The organism is uncultured Desulfovibrio sp., from assembly GCF_949282365.1.
Taxonomy (GTDB): Bacteria; Desulfobacterota; Desulfovibrionia; order Desulfovibrionales; family Desulfovibrionaceae; genus Desulfovibrio.
Genome location: NZ_CASDOY010000007.1, coordinates 1 through 13,944, shown reverse-complemented (window position 1 = coordinate 13,944; position 13,944 = coordinate 1). Strand labels below are relative to the sequence as shown.

General features: G+C 69.1%; 12 protein-coding genes. 3 read left to right on the top strand and 9 right to left on the bottom strand.

All coding sequences use genetic code 11. The annotated features are described in order from the left end of the window. Positions 1 to 12 precede the first annotated feature (12 nt). From Q1X76_RS03400 to pstA, 3 genes are all read left to right on the top strand, one after another. A complete protein-coding gene (locus Q1X76_RS03400) occupies positions 13 to 828 on the top strand; it encodes a phosphate ABC transporter substrate-binding protein (RefSeq protein WP_300718120.1) in 816 nt (271 codons plus the stop codon). A 175-nt stretch (positions 829 to 1,003) separates the two neighbouring features. Further along, positions 1,004 to 1,891: a phosphate ABC transporter permease subunit PstC gene (gene pstC, locus Q1X76_RS03395; protein ID WP_300718119.1), complete on the top strand. Its 888-nt coding sequence runs from the start codon at positions 1,004 to 1,006 to the stop codon at positions 1,889 to 1,891. Positions 1,892 to 1,954: 63 nt separating this feature from the next. Then, positions 1,955 to 2,779 (top strand): phosphate ABC transporter permease PstA, encoded by an 825-nt coding sequence (pstA, locus tag Q1X76_RS03390; protein ID WP_300718155.1) that lies wholly within the window; start codon positions 1,955 to 1,957, stop codon positions 2,777 to 2,779. Between the two features lie 404 nt (positions 2,780 to 3,183). Here the strand turns inward: pstA and cmk are convergent, their stop codons facing one another. From cmk to Q1X76_RS03345, 9 genes are all read right to left on the bottom strand, one after another. Further along, positions 3,184 to 3,876, bottom strand: a complete 693-nt coding sequence (gene cmk / locus Q1X76_RS03385) for a (d)CMP kinase (RefSeq protein WP_300718118.1) — start codon at positions 3,874 to 3,876, stop codon at positions 3,184 to 3,186. Next, positions 3,873 to 5,012, bottom strand: a complete 1,140-nt coding sequence (gene hisC / locus Q1X76_RS03380) for a histidinol-phosphate transaminase (protein WP_300718117.1) — start codon at positions 5,010 to 5,012, stop codon at positions 3,873 to 3,875. The genes cmk and hisC overlap by 4 nt, the downstream gene beginning before the upstream one ends. Before the next feature lie 84 nt (positions 5,013 to 5,096). Next, on the bottom strand, positions 5,097 to 5,540 hold the full coding sequence (locus Q1X76_RS03375) for a universal stress protein (protein ID WP_300718116.1): 444 nt from the start codon (positions 5,538 to 5,540) through the stop codon (positions 5,097 to 5,099). Positions 5,541 to 5,742: 202 nt separating this feature from the next. Then, on the bottom strand, positions 5,743 to 6,222 hold the full coding sequence (locus Q1X76_RS03370) for a pyridoxamine 5'-phosphate oxidase family protein (RefSeq protein ID WP_300718115.1): 480 nt from the start codon (positions 6,220 to 6,222) through the stop codon (positions 5,743 to 5,745). Between the two features lie 154 nt (positions 6,223 to 6,376). Beyond that, positions 6,377 to 6,970, bottom strand: a complete 594-nt coding sequence (locus Q1X76_RS03365) for a flavodoxin family protein (RefSeq protein ID WP_300718114.1) — start codon at positions 6,968 to 6,970, stop codon at positions 6,377 to 6,379. Between the two features lie 271 nt (positions 6,971 to 7,241). Further along, positions 7,242 to 7,952, bottom strand: a complete 711-nt coding sequence (locus Q1X76_RS03360) for a Crp/Fnr family transcriptional regulator (RefSeq protein WP_300718113.1) — start codon at positions 7,950 to 7,952, stop codon at positions 7,242 to 7,244. A 495-nt stretch (positions 7,953 to 8,447) separates the two neighbouring features. After that, complete coding sequence (gene hcp, locus Q1X76_RS03355; protein ID WP_300718112.1) at positions 8,448 to 10,043, bottom strand: hydroxylamine reductase; 1,596 nt, start codon at positions 10,041 to 10,043, stop codon at positions 8,448 to 8,450. 625 nt (positions 10,044 to 10,668) lie between these two features. Beyond that, a complete protein-coding gene (locus Q1X76_RS03350; protein WP_300718111.1) occupies positions 10,669 to 12,408 on the bottom strand; it encodes a hypothetical protein in 1,740 nt (579 codons plus the stop codon). Between the two features lie 638 nt (positions 12,409 to 13,046). Beyond that, positions 13,047 to 13,944, bottom strand: an 898-nt coding sequence (locus Q1X76_RS03345) for a lytic murein transglycosylase (RefSeq protein WP_300718110.1), incomplete at its 5' end; no start/stop codon positions are given.

Sequence of the window (13,944 nt, the reverse complement as noted above, 5' to 3'; positions counted from 1 at the left end):
AGGAGCCTATTCATGAAAGTCGTCAAAACTCTGGTCCTCACCTGTGCCGCTCTGGGCCTGAGCGTGGCCGCCCACGCCCAGGACATCATCATCAACGGTTCCACCACGGTGCTGCCCGTGATGCAGAAGGCCGCCGAATCCTTCATGGCCATCAATCCCGGCATCAAGCTGGTGATCTCCGGCGGCGGTTCGGGCAACGGCCTCAAGGCCCTGGGCGAAAAGCAGTGCGACGTGGCCATGAGCTCCCGCGACATCAAGGACAAGGAACGCGCCGCCGCCGAGAAGAAAGGCGTGAAACCCGTGCGCATCCCCGTGGCCGTGGACGCCATCCTGCCCGTGGTCAATCCCGGGAACCCCGTCAAGGACCTGAGCCTGGAACAGCTGGCCGCCATCTATGCCGGCAAGGTGCGCAACTGGAAGGAAGTGGGCGGTCAGGACGCCCCCATCGTGGTCATCTCCCGCGATACCTCCTCCGGCACCTTCGAATCCTGGCAGGAACTGGTCATGAAAAAGCAGCGCGTGAGCCCCGCCGCCCTGATGCAGGCCTCCAACGGCACCGTGGTGCAGGCCGTGGCCAAGAACAGGAACGCCATCGGCTACATCGGCCTTGGCTACCTGGACAAGAGCGTCAAGGGCCTGACCGTGGGCAAGGTGGCCGCCAGCGCCAAGACCGCCCTGGACGGCGAATGGCCCATCGCCCGCGAGCTCTACATCTTCACCGACGGCGAACCCAAGGACGGCGTGAAGAAGCTGGTGGACTACCTGCTGGCCGCCGACAAGGGCCAGAAGGATGTCCTGGCCGTGGGTTACGTCCCGCTGCAGCACTAAGCCGCACACGCGGGCAGGCTCCCTTCCTTCCGGGGCGCCTGCCCGCTCCATCAGGGGAAAGGTCCCGCACCGGCCTGCGCCCCCGGGCCGGCGGCCTCCCCCCTTTCCCCTGCACCTTTCCCCTTCCTGCTTCCGCCGGCGGGCCCGCCCCGCAGGGGACCCTTCGGAGAAAAACATGTTCAGCTCTTCCCATGAGCGGGCCATCCGCATCTGCCTCACCGCCATCGCAGGCTCTTCCCTGCTGGCGCTGGCGGGCATCGTCATCTTCCTTTTCATGGAAGGTCTGCCCCTGTTCCGGGATGTGGACCCGCTGGATTTCCTGCTGGGCGACCTCTGGTATCCCACCGAGGACCCGGGCCTGTTCGGCATCTTCCCCCTGCTGGTGGGTTCCGTGGCCGTCACCCTGATCTCGTCCCTGCTGGCCGTGCCCCTGGGCGTCATGACGGCCATCTATCTGGCCGAGATCGCGCCGCCCTTCGCCCGCCGCATCATCAAGCCCTTCGTGGAACTGCTGGCGGCCCTGCCTTCGGTGGTGCTGGGCTTCCTCGGCATGGTGGTCCTGGCGCCCGTCCTGCAGGATGTGCTGGGCGCCGCCACGGGCCTCAACCTGCTCAACGCCTCGCTGGTGCTGGCCATCATGAGCCTGCCCACCATCTGCTCGGTCTCCGAGGACGCCCTGCGCGCCGTGCCCCGCTCCCTGCGCGAGGCATCCCTGGCCCTGGGGGCCACCCGCTGGGAGACCATCGTGCGCGTGGTGGTGCCCGCGGCCCTGTCCGGCATCGGCACGGCCATCATGCTGGGCATGTCCCGCGCCATGGGCGAGACCATGGTGGTGCTCATGGCCGCCGGCGGCGCGGCCATGCTGCCCCAGTCCCTGCTGGACCCCGTGCGGCCCATGCCCGCCTCCATCGCCGCCGAAATGGCCGAGGCCCCCTTCCGCAGCGACCACTATCACGCCCTGTTCGCCACGGGCATCGTCCTTTTCCTGCTGACGCTGGCCTTCAACATGATCGCGTCCCGCATCGCCGAAAAACACCGCCAGGTGGGCTCGGCCAGCCTTTAAGGAGCCATACCCATGCCTCTTGCGACCCCTGATCCGAGCCGCCGTCTTTTCGTCCAGGGCGCCATGCTCACGAGCCTGCGCCTGGTGGCGGCCTGCAACGTCATCCTGCTGCTGGCCATCTGCATCTTCCTGCTGGTGCAGGGCCTGCCCGCCCTCAGCTGGGAATTCCTCAGCACGCCCCCGCGCGAGATGATGACCGCCGGCGGCATCCTGCCCTGCATCACGGGCACGGCCATCCTGGCCCTGGGGGCCCTGCTGCTGGCCTTTCCCCTGGGCGTGGCCACGGCCGTCTACCTGCACGAATACGCGGGCAACGCGCCCTTCGCCCGCATGGTGCGCCTGGGCGTCAACAACCTGGCCGGCGTGCCCTCGGTGGTCTTCGGCCTGTTCGGCCTCTCCTTCTTCGTCACCTTCTGCGGCATGGGCGTCAGCATCCTTTCCGGCGTCCTGACCCTGGCCGTGCTGACCCTGCCCGTCATCATCAGCACCGCCGAGGAAAGCCTGCGCTCCGTGCCCGATACCTACCGCCAGGCCTCGCTGGCCCTGGGCGCGGGCAAGGCCCAGACCATCGCCCGCGTGGTCCTGCCCTGCGCCCTGCCCGGCATGCTCACCGGCGCCATCCTGGGCGTGGCCCGCGCCGCCGGCGAGACCGCGGCCATCATGTTCACCGCCGCCGTCTTCTACACGCCCAAGAACCCGGATTCCCTCCTCAGCTCGGTCATGGCCCTGCCCTACCACATGTATGTGCTGGCCACAGCCGGCACGGACATCGAAAAGACCCGGCCGCTGCAGTACGGCACCGGCCTGGTGCTCATCCTGCTGGTACTGGGCATGAACCTGCTGGCCATCATCCTGCGCGACCACCTGCAGCGCCGCCACCACGGCTAGGCTCGGGACGCATCACGTTTTGCAGTGAGGGGAAAGAAAGCCCCTTGCCTTGCTGTCGATGCCCCTAAGGCCTTGCGGCCAGCGGACACGGCCGGCGGGGCCGCCCTTTGGCGCGCTGTTTGCGGCAAAAAGGGCTTCCTTTCCTCCAAAAACTCCCCATCTTCTCAACAACCAGCCAATTTTTATGGACAAACAGGGACGAGAGCCCACTTCTGAACATGGGTTTTCGTTCATCACAGTCTCCTGATCGGGATATGCCACAGAAACATGGCCCGGATAATGAGTCCCGGCTCCGGTATCAGGACGCATCAGGGCAGGCTCCGCCCTGCCTGTCCTGAAACGCCAACGGGCCGGAAGGCAATGCCTTCCGGCCCGTTGGCGGCAAAAAAGACTGTCCCCTGCGGCTAGGGCAAGAGGGTCACGCTGCCCTCGTGCACGCTGATGCGGTGCACCAGCACGCCCAGCACGCCGGCGATATCCAGATCGGAGGTATCCACGATGACCGCGTCGGCCGCGGGGCGCAGGGGCGCCACGGCGCGGTTGCGGTCCAGCGAGTCACGCTGGCGGATCTGCTCGGTCAGGGTCACCAGATCGGCCTCCACGCCGCGGGCGGCCAGGTCGCGCAGGCGGCGCAGGGCGCGCACTTCGGGCGAGGCGTCCAGAAAGAATTTGAAGCGGGCATCCGGGAAGACCACCGTGCCCATGTCGCGGCCTTCCACCACCAGCGGCACGGCCTCGCCCATGGCCCGCTGGGCCTTGCGCAGCACCTCGCGCACCACGGGCACCGTGGCGATGCGGGCGGCCAGCATGCCCACCTGCTCGGTGCGCACCTCGCCGCGCACGGGCACGTCGTTGCAGAGCACCGTGGAGGCCCGGCCCTTGCCGGCCAGACGGAAGGTCCACTGGCCGCAGCGCTCGCGCAATTCCTCCTCGGGCAGGGTCTCGGCCCCCGGCCCCAGCTTGAGGGCCAGACAGCGGAACATGGCCCCGGTATCCAGATAGGCCACATGCAGGCTCTCGGCCAGCTGCTGGGCCAGGGTGGTCTTGCCCACGCCGGCGGGGCCGTCCAGCGTCACCACAGGCAGGGTCGCGCTCATGCCCGCACCTCCTGCATCCACTGGTCCAGGGCCTGCAGGAAGGCCGTGTTCTCCTCCTCGCTGCCCACGCTCACGCGCAGGTTGTCGGGCAGGTCATAGCTCTTGAGCGGACGGATGATGATGCCGCGCCGCAGCAGGCCCTCGAAGCAGGCCGCCGCCGTGCCGCAGCCCTCGGGCAGGCGCATCATGATGAAGTTGGCCGCGCTGGGCCAGACCGTGCAGCCCAGGGCGCGCAGGCCCTCGCTCAGCTGGCGGCGTCCGGCGCGCACGCAGGCCAGGGTGGCGGCGCGGAAGGCATGGTCCTGCAGGACGGCGATGCCCGCTTCCTCGGCCAGGATGTTGACCGAGAAGGGCAAACGCGCCCGCCAGTAATACTGGGCCAGCTGGGCGGGCATGATGCCGTAGCCCAGGCGCAGCCCGGCCAGACCGTAGCTTTTGGAGAAAGTGCGCATGACGGCCACATTGTCCGGGATCTCGCCGGAGGCCAGCAGGGAGAAGCGGGCCTCGTCCTCGGGGCTGTCGCCGGCAAAGTCCATGTAGGCCTCGTCCACCACCAGCAGGCAGTGGGGGAAGCGCTCGCCCAGGCGCCGGGCCAGGCGACGCACCCCGGCCAGGGGCGGACAGTAGCCGGAGGGATTGTCCGGGGTGGTCACGAAGACCAGGCGGGTGTCGTCGTCCACCAGGGCGAGGAGGGCATCGAGATCGAAACTGTAATCGGCGTTGAGGGGCTGGCGGCGCACCTCCACCCCGCAGACCTGGGACTGGATGGGATAGATGCTGAAGCAGGGCTCGAAGCAGACCACCGAATGCTTGCCGGGCACCAGCAGCATGCGGATCAGCATGTCGATGATCTCGTCCGAGCCGTTGCCCACCACCACCTGTTCGGGGCGGACACCGTGCGTGCGGGCCAGGGCCGCCACCAGGCGGGGGTTGCCGCCCTGGGGATAGCGGAAGGCCGACCCGGCGTGCAGGCCGAGCGCCTCGCGCACCAGGGGCGAAACGCCCAGGGGGTTCTCGTTGCTGGCCATCTTGACGACCTTGGCAAGGCCGTATTTCTCCTGAATTTCGGCAATGGACATGCCGGGAACATAGGCGCTCAGGGCGGCTATCTCCGGGCGCACGGCGCAGGTGTACATACAGACTCCAGATGCAATGAAAAAAGGGCCGCCGCAGCTGCGACGGCCCGGAAAACCATTGTCAGCTTCCGGCCTGGCCGGGATCTACTTCGCGGGGCGAACGGTCAGCACAGGCATGGAGGCGTTCTTGACGACCTTTTCAGCCACGGAACCGAAGAGGATGCGGTCGATGCCCTTGCGGCCGTGGGTGCCCATGACGATGAGGTCGGCGCCTTCGTCATTGGCGCGGGTGAGGATCTCTTCAGCGGCGTAACCGATGAGCACCTGGCCCTTGGCGTCCACGCCGGGGAAGTTTTCGGCCACGAAAGCGTCCATGGACTTTTCAGCGCCGGAAACGATCTCGCCCACAAAGTTTTCGATGGTGTTGGGCGGCACATGGAAGCCCACATACTGGCTCAGCGAGGGAGCCGTATAGACCACGATGACACTGGCCCCCAGGCCCTTGGCCAGCATGGTGGCGTACTCTGCCACGGCCGCGCTGTGTTCGGAAAGGTCAACCGCGCAAAGAATCTTCTTGATTTCCTTCATGGTACGCTCCATTACCGCCCAGACGGACAGAAGTAAGATGGTGAAAATCCAGGTTGCAGTCTGCGAAAGGGGGAAAGCCCCCGCCCCGTCGGCCACAGGGTCGGCGTGGCTCCATTTTTCCTTGCACCCTTAGTATAAGGCCTTTTTTATCATTAGACAAGGCCTTTTCTCCACTTTTGTGCAAAAAAGCACAAAGATTTCCCTACTCCTTGTCCTTGCGGCGCGAGCCGTCCTTGTGGCGGCAGGTCAGGCTCTCCACGTCGATGCGCAGGATGTTCACCCGCGCCAGCATGCTGTCGGGCGCGGGGCGCGGACAACGGGCCTGGAAGCGCAGGCTGATGGCATCCAGGGCGCGGCGTTTCTCCTCCTGGTCGCTCACCTCGCGGATGCGGCCCGTGCCGCACAGGCTGCGGAAATGGGTGGTGGACTGCTCGGGGATGATGCGCACGTCCACGGCCGTGGCAAAACCCACCCGGGCGTCGCGGCGCAGCACGTCGATCTTGCGGCCTTCAAAGGCGCAATGGATGTAGAGGTGCCCGTCCAGCCAGACATGGTTGACGGGCAGCACATAGGGGAAATCCCCTGTCTGGAAGGCCACGAAGAGCGTTTCCGCCCTGTCCAGGATCTCGCCGGGCAGGGCCGGATCGTCGCTCAGTTCCACACGGCTGGGGATCTTTTCCATGTTTCTTCTCTCCTTGATCTCACCGGTACGGCCCGCGGAGCGGGACTGGCCGGGAACGATGACAACTGCCGGGCGCAGCCGCCGCAAGGACGCGGACCGCCCGGGAACGCCGGGACGGCCCGACCTGCAGGCGCCCCGTAGCCTGTCCCCGTCCTCATGAGGGCAGCCCCCTGCCCGCGGACCAGGCGAAAAAATGGCCGCCGGCCAGCTCGCCCGCAGCATCGGCACCGGGCAGGGCCCGGCCCTGACGGCAGCAGTCCCAACAGCGCAGGACCGCCTCCAGATCGGCGGCGTCGGGATGACGGGCCGCCTCGGCCAGCCGGGCCGCGCGCTCGGGCGTCATGGGATGATGCCCCGGCTTGCCCGCCAGGGCCACCAGCCGGGGATCCACGCGCCCCTGGCACAAGAAACCGCCCAGCACCTCATTGCCGTTGTCCCGCAACAGGCGGCGAGCTGCCGCCAGGCATTGGCGGGAATGGGCCGAGCCGGGCCAGGTGCCGTGGGTGCCGAAAAAAAAGACCCGCCTGCCCCGGAGGCCCTGCCACTGGCGCAGGCTGCGGCTGTCCGGCAGGCCGCGACGCACCCAGAAGCCCAGCAGCAGGACCCCGTCGTCCGGCACGGAGGCCGTGCCCACCGGCAGGACAGGGACACGGGCCGCGGCGGCAAGGGCCTCGGCCAGACGCCGGGTGTTGCCGGTGATGCTGGAACAGATGATGCAAGTTGGCATGGAGATACGCTTCATGGTCATGTCGTGTCCATCCGGCCGGCAGGCGCCCGGCGGCGGAGGGGATGCGGGCAGGATGGCCGCGCGGGGCAAGGTCGGCGCGGCGGGGAAGCACGCGGCCCGGACAGGCTGCGGCGCCAAAGGATACGGCCGTGTCTGCCGGCCCGCAAGCCCCTCCCCGGTGGCGGGCCCGCCCGCCTGCCGGCGCCATGTCCCCGGCAAGGCTTTCAAAAATGACGGATCGCGGCAGGATGCCTGCCCGGCCGCGCAAAAGGATCCGGCCCGGGCAGGGCCCTCAGTCCCCGGCCCGCCGCTCCAGGGCGGCCATATCCAGCAGCTCCACCTGCCGCCGCTCCAGACGGATGGCACCCTCGCGGTGCAGGCGGTTGAGTTCGCGGCTCAGGCTCTCGCGGCTCAGGCCCAGCAGACGGGCCAGGAGCTCGCGGGTACCGGGCAGTTCCAGCCGGCGGCTGCCCTCCTCCATGCGCGAGCGGTGCAGCAGCCAGCCCGCCACGCGCCGGGAGACGGAGATCACGCCCTGCGAACCCGCCACCTTGTTGACGAACAGGCGCTGCCGGGCGGCCAGCAGCTGCAGCAGCCAGCGGGCCAGGCGCGGGTTCTCCTCCAGCAGCCGGTCCATGGTGGCCCGCTCCAGCCAGAGCAGGCGCCCCGGCCCCAGGGACACGGCCGTGGCGGGCAACGGAGCCTCGTAGAACAGGGCCCCCGGATCGGGGAAAGCGCCGCCGCGCGTCAGGTGCAGGACGTATTCCCTGCCCTGCGGCCCGGCCTTGACCAGCTTCACCTCACCGGAAAGCACGAAGGGCACATGGCGCGCTCTGTCGCCTTCACGGAACAGCACATCGCCCTGCCGCATCTCGGCCAGGCGGCCAGTGGCCAGCAGCAGGCGACGTTGATCTTCCGTCAGCAGGCTGCCCAGCGGGCTGCGGGCCACCGCGTCCCGCAGGGACTGGGGATCGGGAGGACGGTTCGCGTTTTTCTGATGCATGGGACCTCCAGACGGTCTTCCGCACCTGCCCGCACAGGGCTGCGGACAGGTGCCCCGACCGGCGGGCGGGACGGAAGGACAGGCCGCGTCCGCCTTCTCCGGCGTACGGCGTCGCAAGAGCGCTCGCTGCTGGAAGGGGACCAGCCATGTGATCCCTCCTCCAGGGGATATCGCCGGCTGCCGGAAGCGTCAACGCGCCTGCCGCATGCCGTCCCCTGGCAGCCCGGTACACGGCGCGGGCAGGCAGGCTGCCTAGACGGCCTGTCCCGGGGGAAGGGGCCCCCTGGCGGCGCACAAGGGCCGTTCCCTTCCTTCCCGCCTCCATCCGTCCCCCAACGCGCTTTGCTGTGGAGGATGGAAAGGGACGGACGGGCCAGGATCTTTCCCGGATAAAGGCGCCCGGGGGCGGGCCCGCAGGGCCGGGACCGCCCCCGCAAAACAGGGGCAGACGTGCGTCCCGGTCCGGGACGGCGGCACTTCCCGCCAGCGGCCGGCCTACAAGCCCCGGCCCAGGATGGCCTTGAGGTCCTCGTCGGGCGTGGTCACGGGCATGATGTTCCACTGCTCCACCAGCACCTTGAGGATATTGGGCGACACGAAGGCGGGCAGCGTGGGCCCGAGGCGGATGTTCTTGACGCCCAGGGCCAGCAGGGTCAGCAGGATGCTCACGGCCTTCTGCTCGTACCAGGACAGCACCAGCGAGAGGGGCAGCTCGTTGACGCCGCACTTCAGGGCGTCGGCCAGGGCCAGGGCCACGCGCACGGCGGCATAGGCGTCGTTGCACTGGCCCACGTCCAGCAGGCGCGGGATACCGCCCAGGCTGCCCAGCTCCTTGTCGAAGAAGCGGAACTTGCCGCAGGCCAGGGTCAGGATCAGGCAGTCGGCGGGGATCTTCTCCACCAGCTCGGTATAGTAGTTGCGGCCGGGACGCGCGCCGTCGCAGCCGCCCACCAGGAAGATGTGGCGCAGCTCGCCCCGGGCCACGGCGTCCAGCACGGCCGGGGCCGCGCCCAGCAGGGTCTCGCGGCCGAAACCGGTCAGCACTTCCTTGCCGGGCACATCCTCGGCGAAGCCGGGCAGCTCCAGGGCCTTCTGGATGACGGCCGAGAAATCGCGGTGCGCGCAGTGGGTCAGGCCGGGCCAGGACACATTGCCGGAAGTGAAGACCTTGTCGGCATAGCCTTCGGGATCCTGGATGCAGTTGGTGGTGAAGAGCACCGCGCCGGGGAAGGCGGGCAGCTCCTTCTGCTGGTTCTGCCAGGCCGTGCCGTAGTGCCCGGCCAGATGCGGGAAGGCATGCAGCTGCGGATAGGCATGGGCGGGCAGCATCTCGCCGTGGGTGTAGACGTTGATGCCCGTGCCGCGGGTCTGTTCCAGCAGGGCCAGCAGGTCGGGCAGGTCATGGCCGGAAATGAGGATGGCCTTGCCCTTGCGCCGCCCCAGGGACACCGGCGTGGGCACCGGCGTGCCGAAGGTGCCGGTATTGCCCGCTTCCAGCAGTTCCATGGCGCGCAGGTTGGCCTTGCCGCATTCCAGCACCAGGGCCAGCCAGCCGTCGAGGTCCCGGCTCTCGGGATCCAGAGCGGTGCCCGCGCGCAGGCCGCGGTACAGGAAGGCCGCCACCTCGGGATCGCGCTGCCCCAGCTCGGCGGCATGGTCGGCATAGGCCGCCACGCCCTTGAGGCCGTAAAGCAGGATCTGCATGGCCGAACGCACGTCCTCGTCGTCCGACAGGCGGTCGATGGCCGTATCGCGCAGCTCCAGGGCGGCCAGCGGCGTGGGTACCGGAGCGCCGGGCACGCGCGCGGCCAGGTCCAGCGTGCGCTCCAGGCATTCTTCCTGCACGGCCAGCAGGGCCGTGGGATCGAAATTCACATTGGTCAGGGTGGAGAACAGGGCCTTGAAGGCAAAATCGTCCGTATCCGTATCCACAATGCCGGCTTCGCGGGCCAGCAGGGCCACAGCCGCCAGTTCGCGCAGCTGCCACACCAGCCTGTCCTGCTGCAGGGCCACGGCCTCGTTCTTGCCGCAGACGCCCAGGCGGGTACAGGCCTTGCCCTTGGAAGTTTGTTCACACTGATTGCAAAACATGGCGCACTCCTTGTGCTGATGGGGGATGAGTCGCATTGGCCCCACTAGAACATATCCCGGGCGGGCAAACTGTGATCATCATCACAAAAGGTGCAACATTCTTCCACAGCAGGATGTCCTGCGCGGGACGACACGCCGGGAAGCGGAAGGGGACAGGTACCGGGCAAGGGACGGGATGCGGCTGGCGGACAGGAGGCAGGCAGAGGCGGGAAGCGGCTGGCGGACAGGACCGCCGCAGGATGCAGCCGGACAGGATGCAGCCAGACAGGGAGCCGCCGGACAGGAGCAGACGGGGACGTGATGGAGAGCGTGGACGGGAAGCACGGACCAGAGGCGCGGACAAGGGCCGGAGCGGCTTCCAGCCGGCAGCGCCGCCTCGAGCGCTCCTGCACAGCCCTTGCCGGACCGCCTCGGCCGACGGATCCCCGGCCATCTCCCGAAAGGGACGGCCGTGCAGGGCGCGCTCCGTGCCCCGTACCCGTTCCCGTCCCGTTCCTTGTCCGTCTCCCGGCCATGCCCGGGAAGACGGGAGCCGGAAGGCCGCCGGACAGGACGGCATCTGCGTGTGGCTGGTGCGCGGCACATGCGGCAGCGACACGCATCCATGCCCAGCGTACACGGAGGGCTAGCGCTTCCAGAACGGCCGCCGGGCCGAAGCGGGCGGTGTGGACGGGCCGGACGGGGCGCTGCCGCCATCCTGCAGGCGGCCGCCCAGACGCAGATGGGCATCCAGCTCCGCCAGCCAGGCCACGGCCGCCGGGCCGCGCTCCAGTCCCAGCTCGCGACCGCAGGCCGCCACGGCCTCGTCCTGCCCCCGCCAGAAGTCCAGATGCGGCTCCAGCAGGCGCAGTTCGGGGTGGCGGTCCACCAGCGTGCGCAGCCCGGCGCTCACGCCTTCGGCATCACAAAAACGGGCCAGCTGGCGACGCCGCATCCAGCCCGGCCGCCCCTGCGACCAGATCAGGGCCAGACGCAGGGCGAAACGCTCATCCGCCGTGGCCTCCCGCCGTCTGCCCGGCAGGACGGCGCGCACGGCTCCCAGCACGGCGCTGGTGCCCTGGCCCACGGCGTCCGCCACGGCTCCGGCCCCGGTGCTTACGGCACCGGCCACGGCATGGGCGCCGCCGCTCACGGCATCGACCACCGCACTGCCGCCGCGCAGGACCGCCTGTCCGGCGCTGCCGGCACAATCGCCCACCGTACCCAGCACGGCGCTGGTGCCCTGGCCCACGGCGTCCGCCACGGCTCCGGCCCCGGTGCTTACGGCACCGGCCACGGCATGGGCGCCGTCGCTCACGGCATCGACCACCGCACTGCCCCCGCGCAGGACCGCCTGTCCGGCGCTGCCGGCGCAATCCTTTGTGCCCCGGATCACCGAACCGGCGGCATCCCTGGTCTTTTCCAGAGCCGTGTCCGCCATGTTGCCCACGGTCTCCGAGATCTTCTGTCCCACAGCGCCCGGCAGGTCCGCCAGCTGCTTGCGGAACGCGCCCACGATGGCGCCCACGGTCTCCCTGGAGATCTCCGACAGTATGGCGCCCGTCTCACGAACACAGGCCCGGCGCCGGGCCTCGTCCTGCCCCAGGGCCGCGAAGCGGAAAGCGCTCCGGGTCACGACCCCGGCGCGCACGGCCAGCAGGCAGTTGGCGGCCCCGTCGATGACGGCGGTCGTGCACTGCTGCATCACCGGCCCCATGAAGGGCATGCCGGAGGCCGCCATGGCGGGCGCCACGGCGGGCAGGAGCTCATTCATGCTCTCGGTGATGGTCCGGGGGATGTCCAGGGCGTCGATGGAAAAGGAAATGAAGGTGGCCGAGGATACCGCGCTGTAGACGCTCCAGAGCTCGGCGGGCGTGGGCCGCTGGTTGTAGATGCCGGACACGCGCCAGACCATGCGGGCCAGGGAGACGAAAACGATGAGCGCGTCCAGGCGGCCGTTCTGGGACAGGGCCGTGCCCAGGAAGACCCGCCGGGCATTGCTGCGGATCTCCTCCCCGGCGCGGGCGTCCAGCACGTCCAGGGCTTTTTCCAGAAAGTCGGGCTGCTGCGGGCTGATACCGGCCTGCCGCACATGGCTGTTCTTTTTCAGACGCCGTTCCAGTTCCGCGGCAAAGGCCCGGCGTTCCTCGTCCGTGGGATCGTCGCGCAGCACCAGCCGGGGCGCGCGGGCGAACCAGGAAAGCCCCAGCCAGCAGAAGGCGGCCGCTTCCAGGGCCAGCAGGGTGAGGAAGGCCAGCCAGCCCCAGCCGGGGAACAGGGTCTCCGCCGTCTGGAAAGCCGTCAGATCGAGCTGGAGCAAGAGCATCAGGATGATGCACAGGAAAACGGCCGCGGCCGCTTTCAGCAAGGTCGTCATATATGTCATGTCAGGTTCCTGCCGAATATGAGGATATGGGAAGGCGGGGACCGGCCCCGCAAGATGAACAGAGCACAGGGAGCGTCAGCGCGGCATGAGGAAGGTGCGAGGGGGACGGCTGCCGTCCCCCGGTGCGGGATGGCGCGACGCGCATGCGCGAAGGGACGCCGGCAAAAGCCGGACAGATACGCGGCCCCCGCAGGCGCGGGAGGAAAAGCGGAAGGCCCGAGACAACGGTCGTCGAACTTTCAGAGAGGTGCGGACGCGCCGGGGAAGCGCGCAACTCCCCGCCGGCGTGCGGAAAGCGCAGCTGCGCAGGCCTGCGGGAAAAAGCGGCAGGCGCAGGGCCCGCCCCGGCCCGGTCCAGACCGCCGCAGGCATGAGCGAAAATGCGGCAGGCGCACGCCGTGGCACGAGGAAAGCCCGACCTGCCGGGGATGGCCCTCTCGAACACCGGCACAGGGAGCGCGACGCGCCCCCGGCAGGCCGCCGTCCGCCACGGGCAGGGACGTCAGCCTCCCCTGCCCGTGGCGCAGGACGCAGCCTTCCTCCTCCCGGGTCCGGCTCAGGACGGGCTCCCCTGCCCGTGCTGCGGCACGCCGGGCGGCAAAAGAAGGACGGCAGGGGCTCCCCCGCCGTCCCGGGGATCATGGCAGCCTGTCGATGCGTTCCGCCAGGGCCAGGATGGTGTTGGCGTAGACCGTGGAGTGGTTGTAGCGCATGAGCAGGGCGTGCTGGCGTTCCCGCGGCAGTCCGGCCTTCCAGCCGTGGCGGGCCAGATAATGGGCCAGGCTGGCCACGGCATCGGGCACGGTGAACAGATCCACCCGGCCGTCGCCATCGCCATCCGCCCCGTAGACGGCGATATTGGACGGCATGAACTGGCACAGGCCCACGGCCCCGTAGATGGAGCCGGGCAGATGGTCCGGGGGCACGTTGTCGCGCAGCATGTGTTCCACCAGGGCCCGGGTCTCCTTGTAGGCCCAGTCGGCCCGCTTGGGCATGGTGGCGCGGATCCAGTCCATATGCCGCTCATGGTCGCGCAGCTGCGGCAGCCAGTCGGCGATGCTTTCCGGCGTCCGGCTCACGGCCATGCTGGCCAGGGTATAGAAGGCGTTTTCCGCCGTATCGCCCAGCACCTTGCCCAGACGCGTCTCCACGAAGAGCAGGGCCGCCGCGATGGACGGCGGCACGCCGTAGCGCTGTTCCGCCTGCCGGAAAGCCTTGCTGTTGGCCGTGATGAACTGCTGGCACAGGCGTGCGTTGGCGTCCGTGACCACGCCCTTGTAATACTGTTGCCGGGGCTTGGCCGGGGGCGGCGCGGGGAAGAACTGGCGGTTGTACAGGGCCTTGATCTTGCGGCCCATGGGCGACTGGGAGGGCGTGGCGGGCAGGCCCGCCAGCAGGGCGTCCACCCGCGGCCCGGAGAGGCCGTCGGCCGCCAGACGCTGCGCCAGGTCGCGCCAGGCCGGAGCCACAGCGGCCGGGGCCGCAGCGGCGGACGGGGAGCCTCCGGCGGGGAGCAGCGCGGGCTGCGACGCGGAC

Coding starts and splice junctions, on each gene's coding strand:
- Q1X76_RS03400 (WP_300718120.1), top strand. CDS start 13: ATGAAAGTCGTCAAAACTCTGGTCCTCACCTGTGCCGCTCTGGGCCTG.
- pstC (WP_300718119.1), top strand. CDS start 1,004: ATGTTCAGCTCTTCCCATGAGCGGGCCATCCGCATCTGCCTCACCGCC.
- pstA (WP_300718155.1), top strand. CDS start 1,955: ATGCTCACGAGCCTGCGCCTGGTGGCGGCCTGCAACGTCATCCTGCTG.
- cmk (WP_300718118.1), bottom strand. CDS start 3,876: ATGAGCGCGACCCTGCCTGTGGTGACGCTGGACGGCCCCGCCGGCGTG.
- hisC (WP_300718117.1), bottom strand. CDS start 5,012: ATGTACACCTGCGCCGTGCGCCCGGAGATAGCCGCCCTGAGCGCCTAT.
- Q1X76_RS03375 (WP_300718116.1), bottom strand. CDS start 5,540: ATGAAGGAAATCAAGAAGATTCTTTGCGCGGTTGACCTTTCCGAACAC.
- Q1X76_RS03370 (WP_300718115.1), bottom strand. CDS start 6,222: ATGGAAAAGATCCCCAGCCGTGTGGAACTGAGCGACGATCCGGCCCTG.
- Q1X76_RS03365 (WP_300718114.1), bottom strand. CDS start 6,970: ATGACCATGAAGCGTATCTCCATGCCAACTTGCATCATCTGTTCCAGC.
- Q1X76_RS03360 (WP_300718113.1), bottom strand. CDS start 7,952: ATGCATCAGAAAAACGCGAACCGTCCTCCCGATCCCCAGTCCCTGCGG.
- hcp (WP_300718112.1), bottom strand. CDS start 10,043: ATGTTTTGCAATCAGTGTGAACAAACTTCCAAGGGCAAGGCCTGTACC.
- Q1X76_RS03350 (WP_300718111.1), bottom strand. CDS start 12,408: ATGACATATATGACGACCTTGCTGAAAGCGGCCGCGGCCGTTTTCCTG.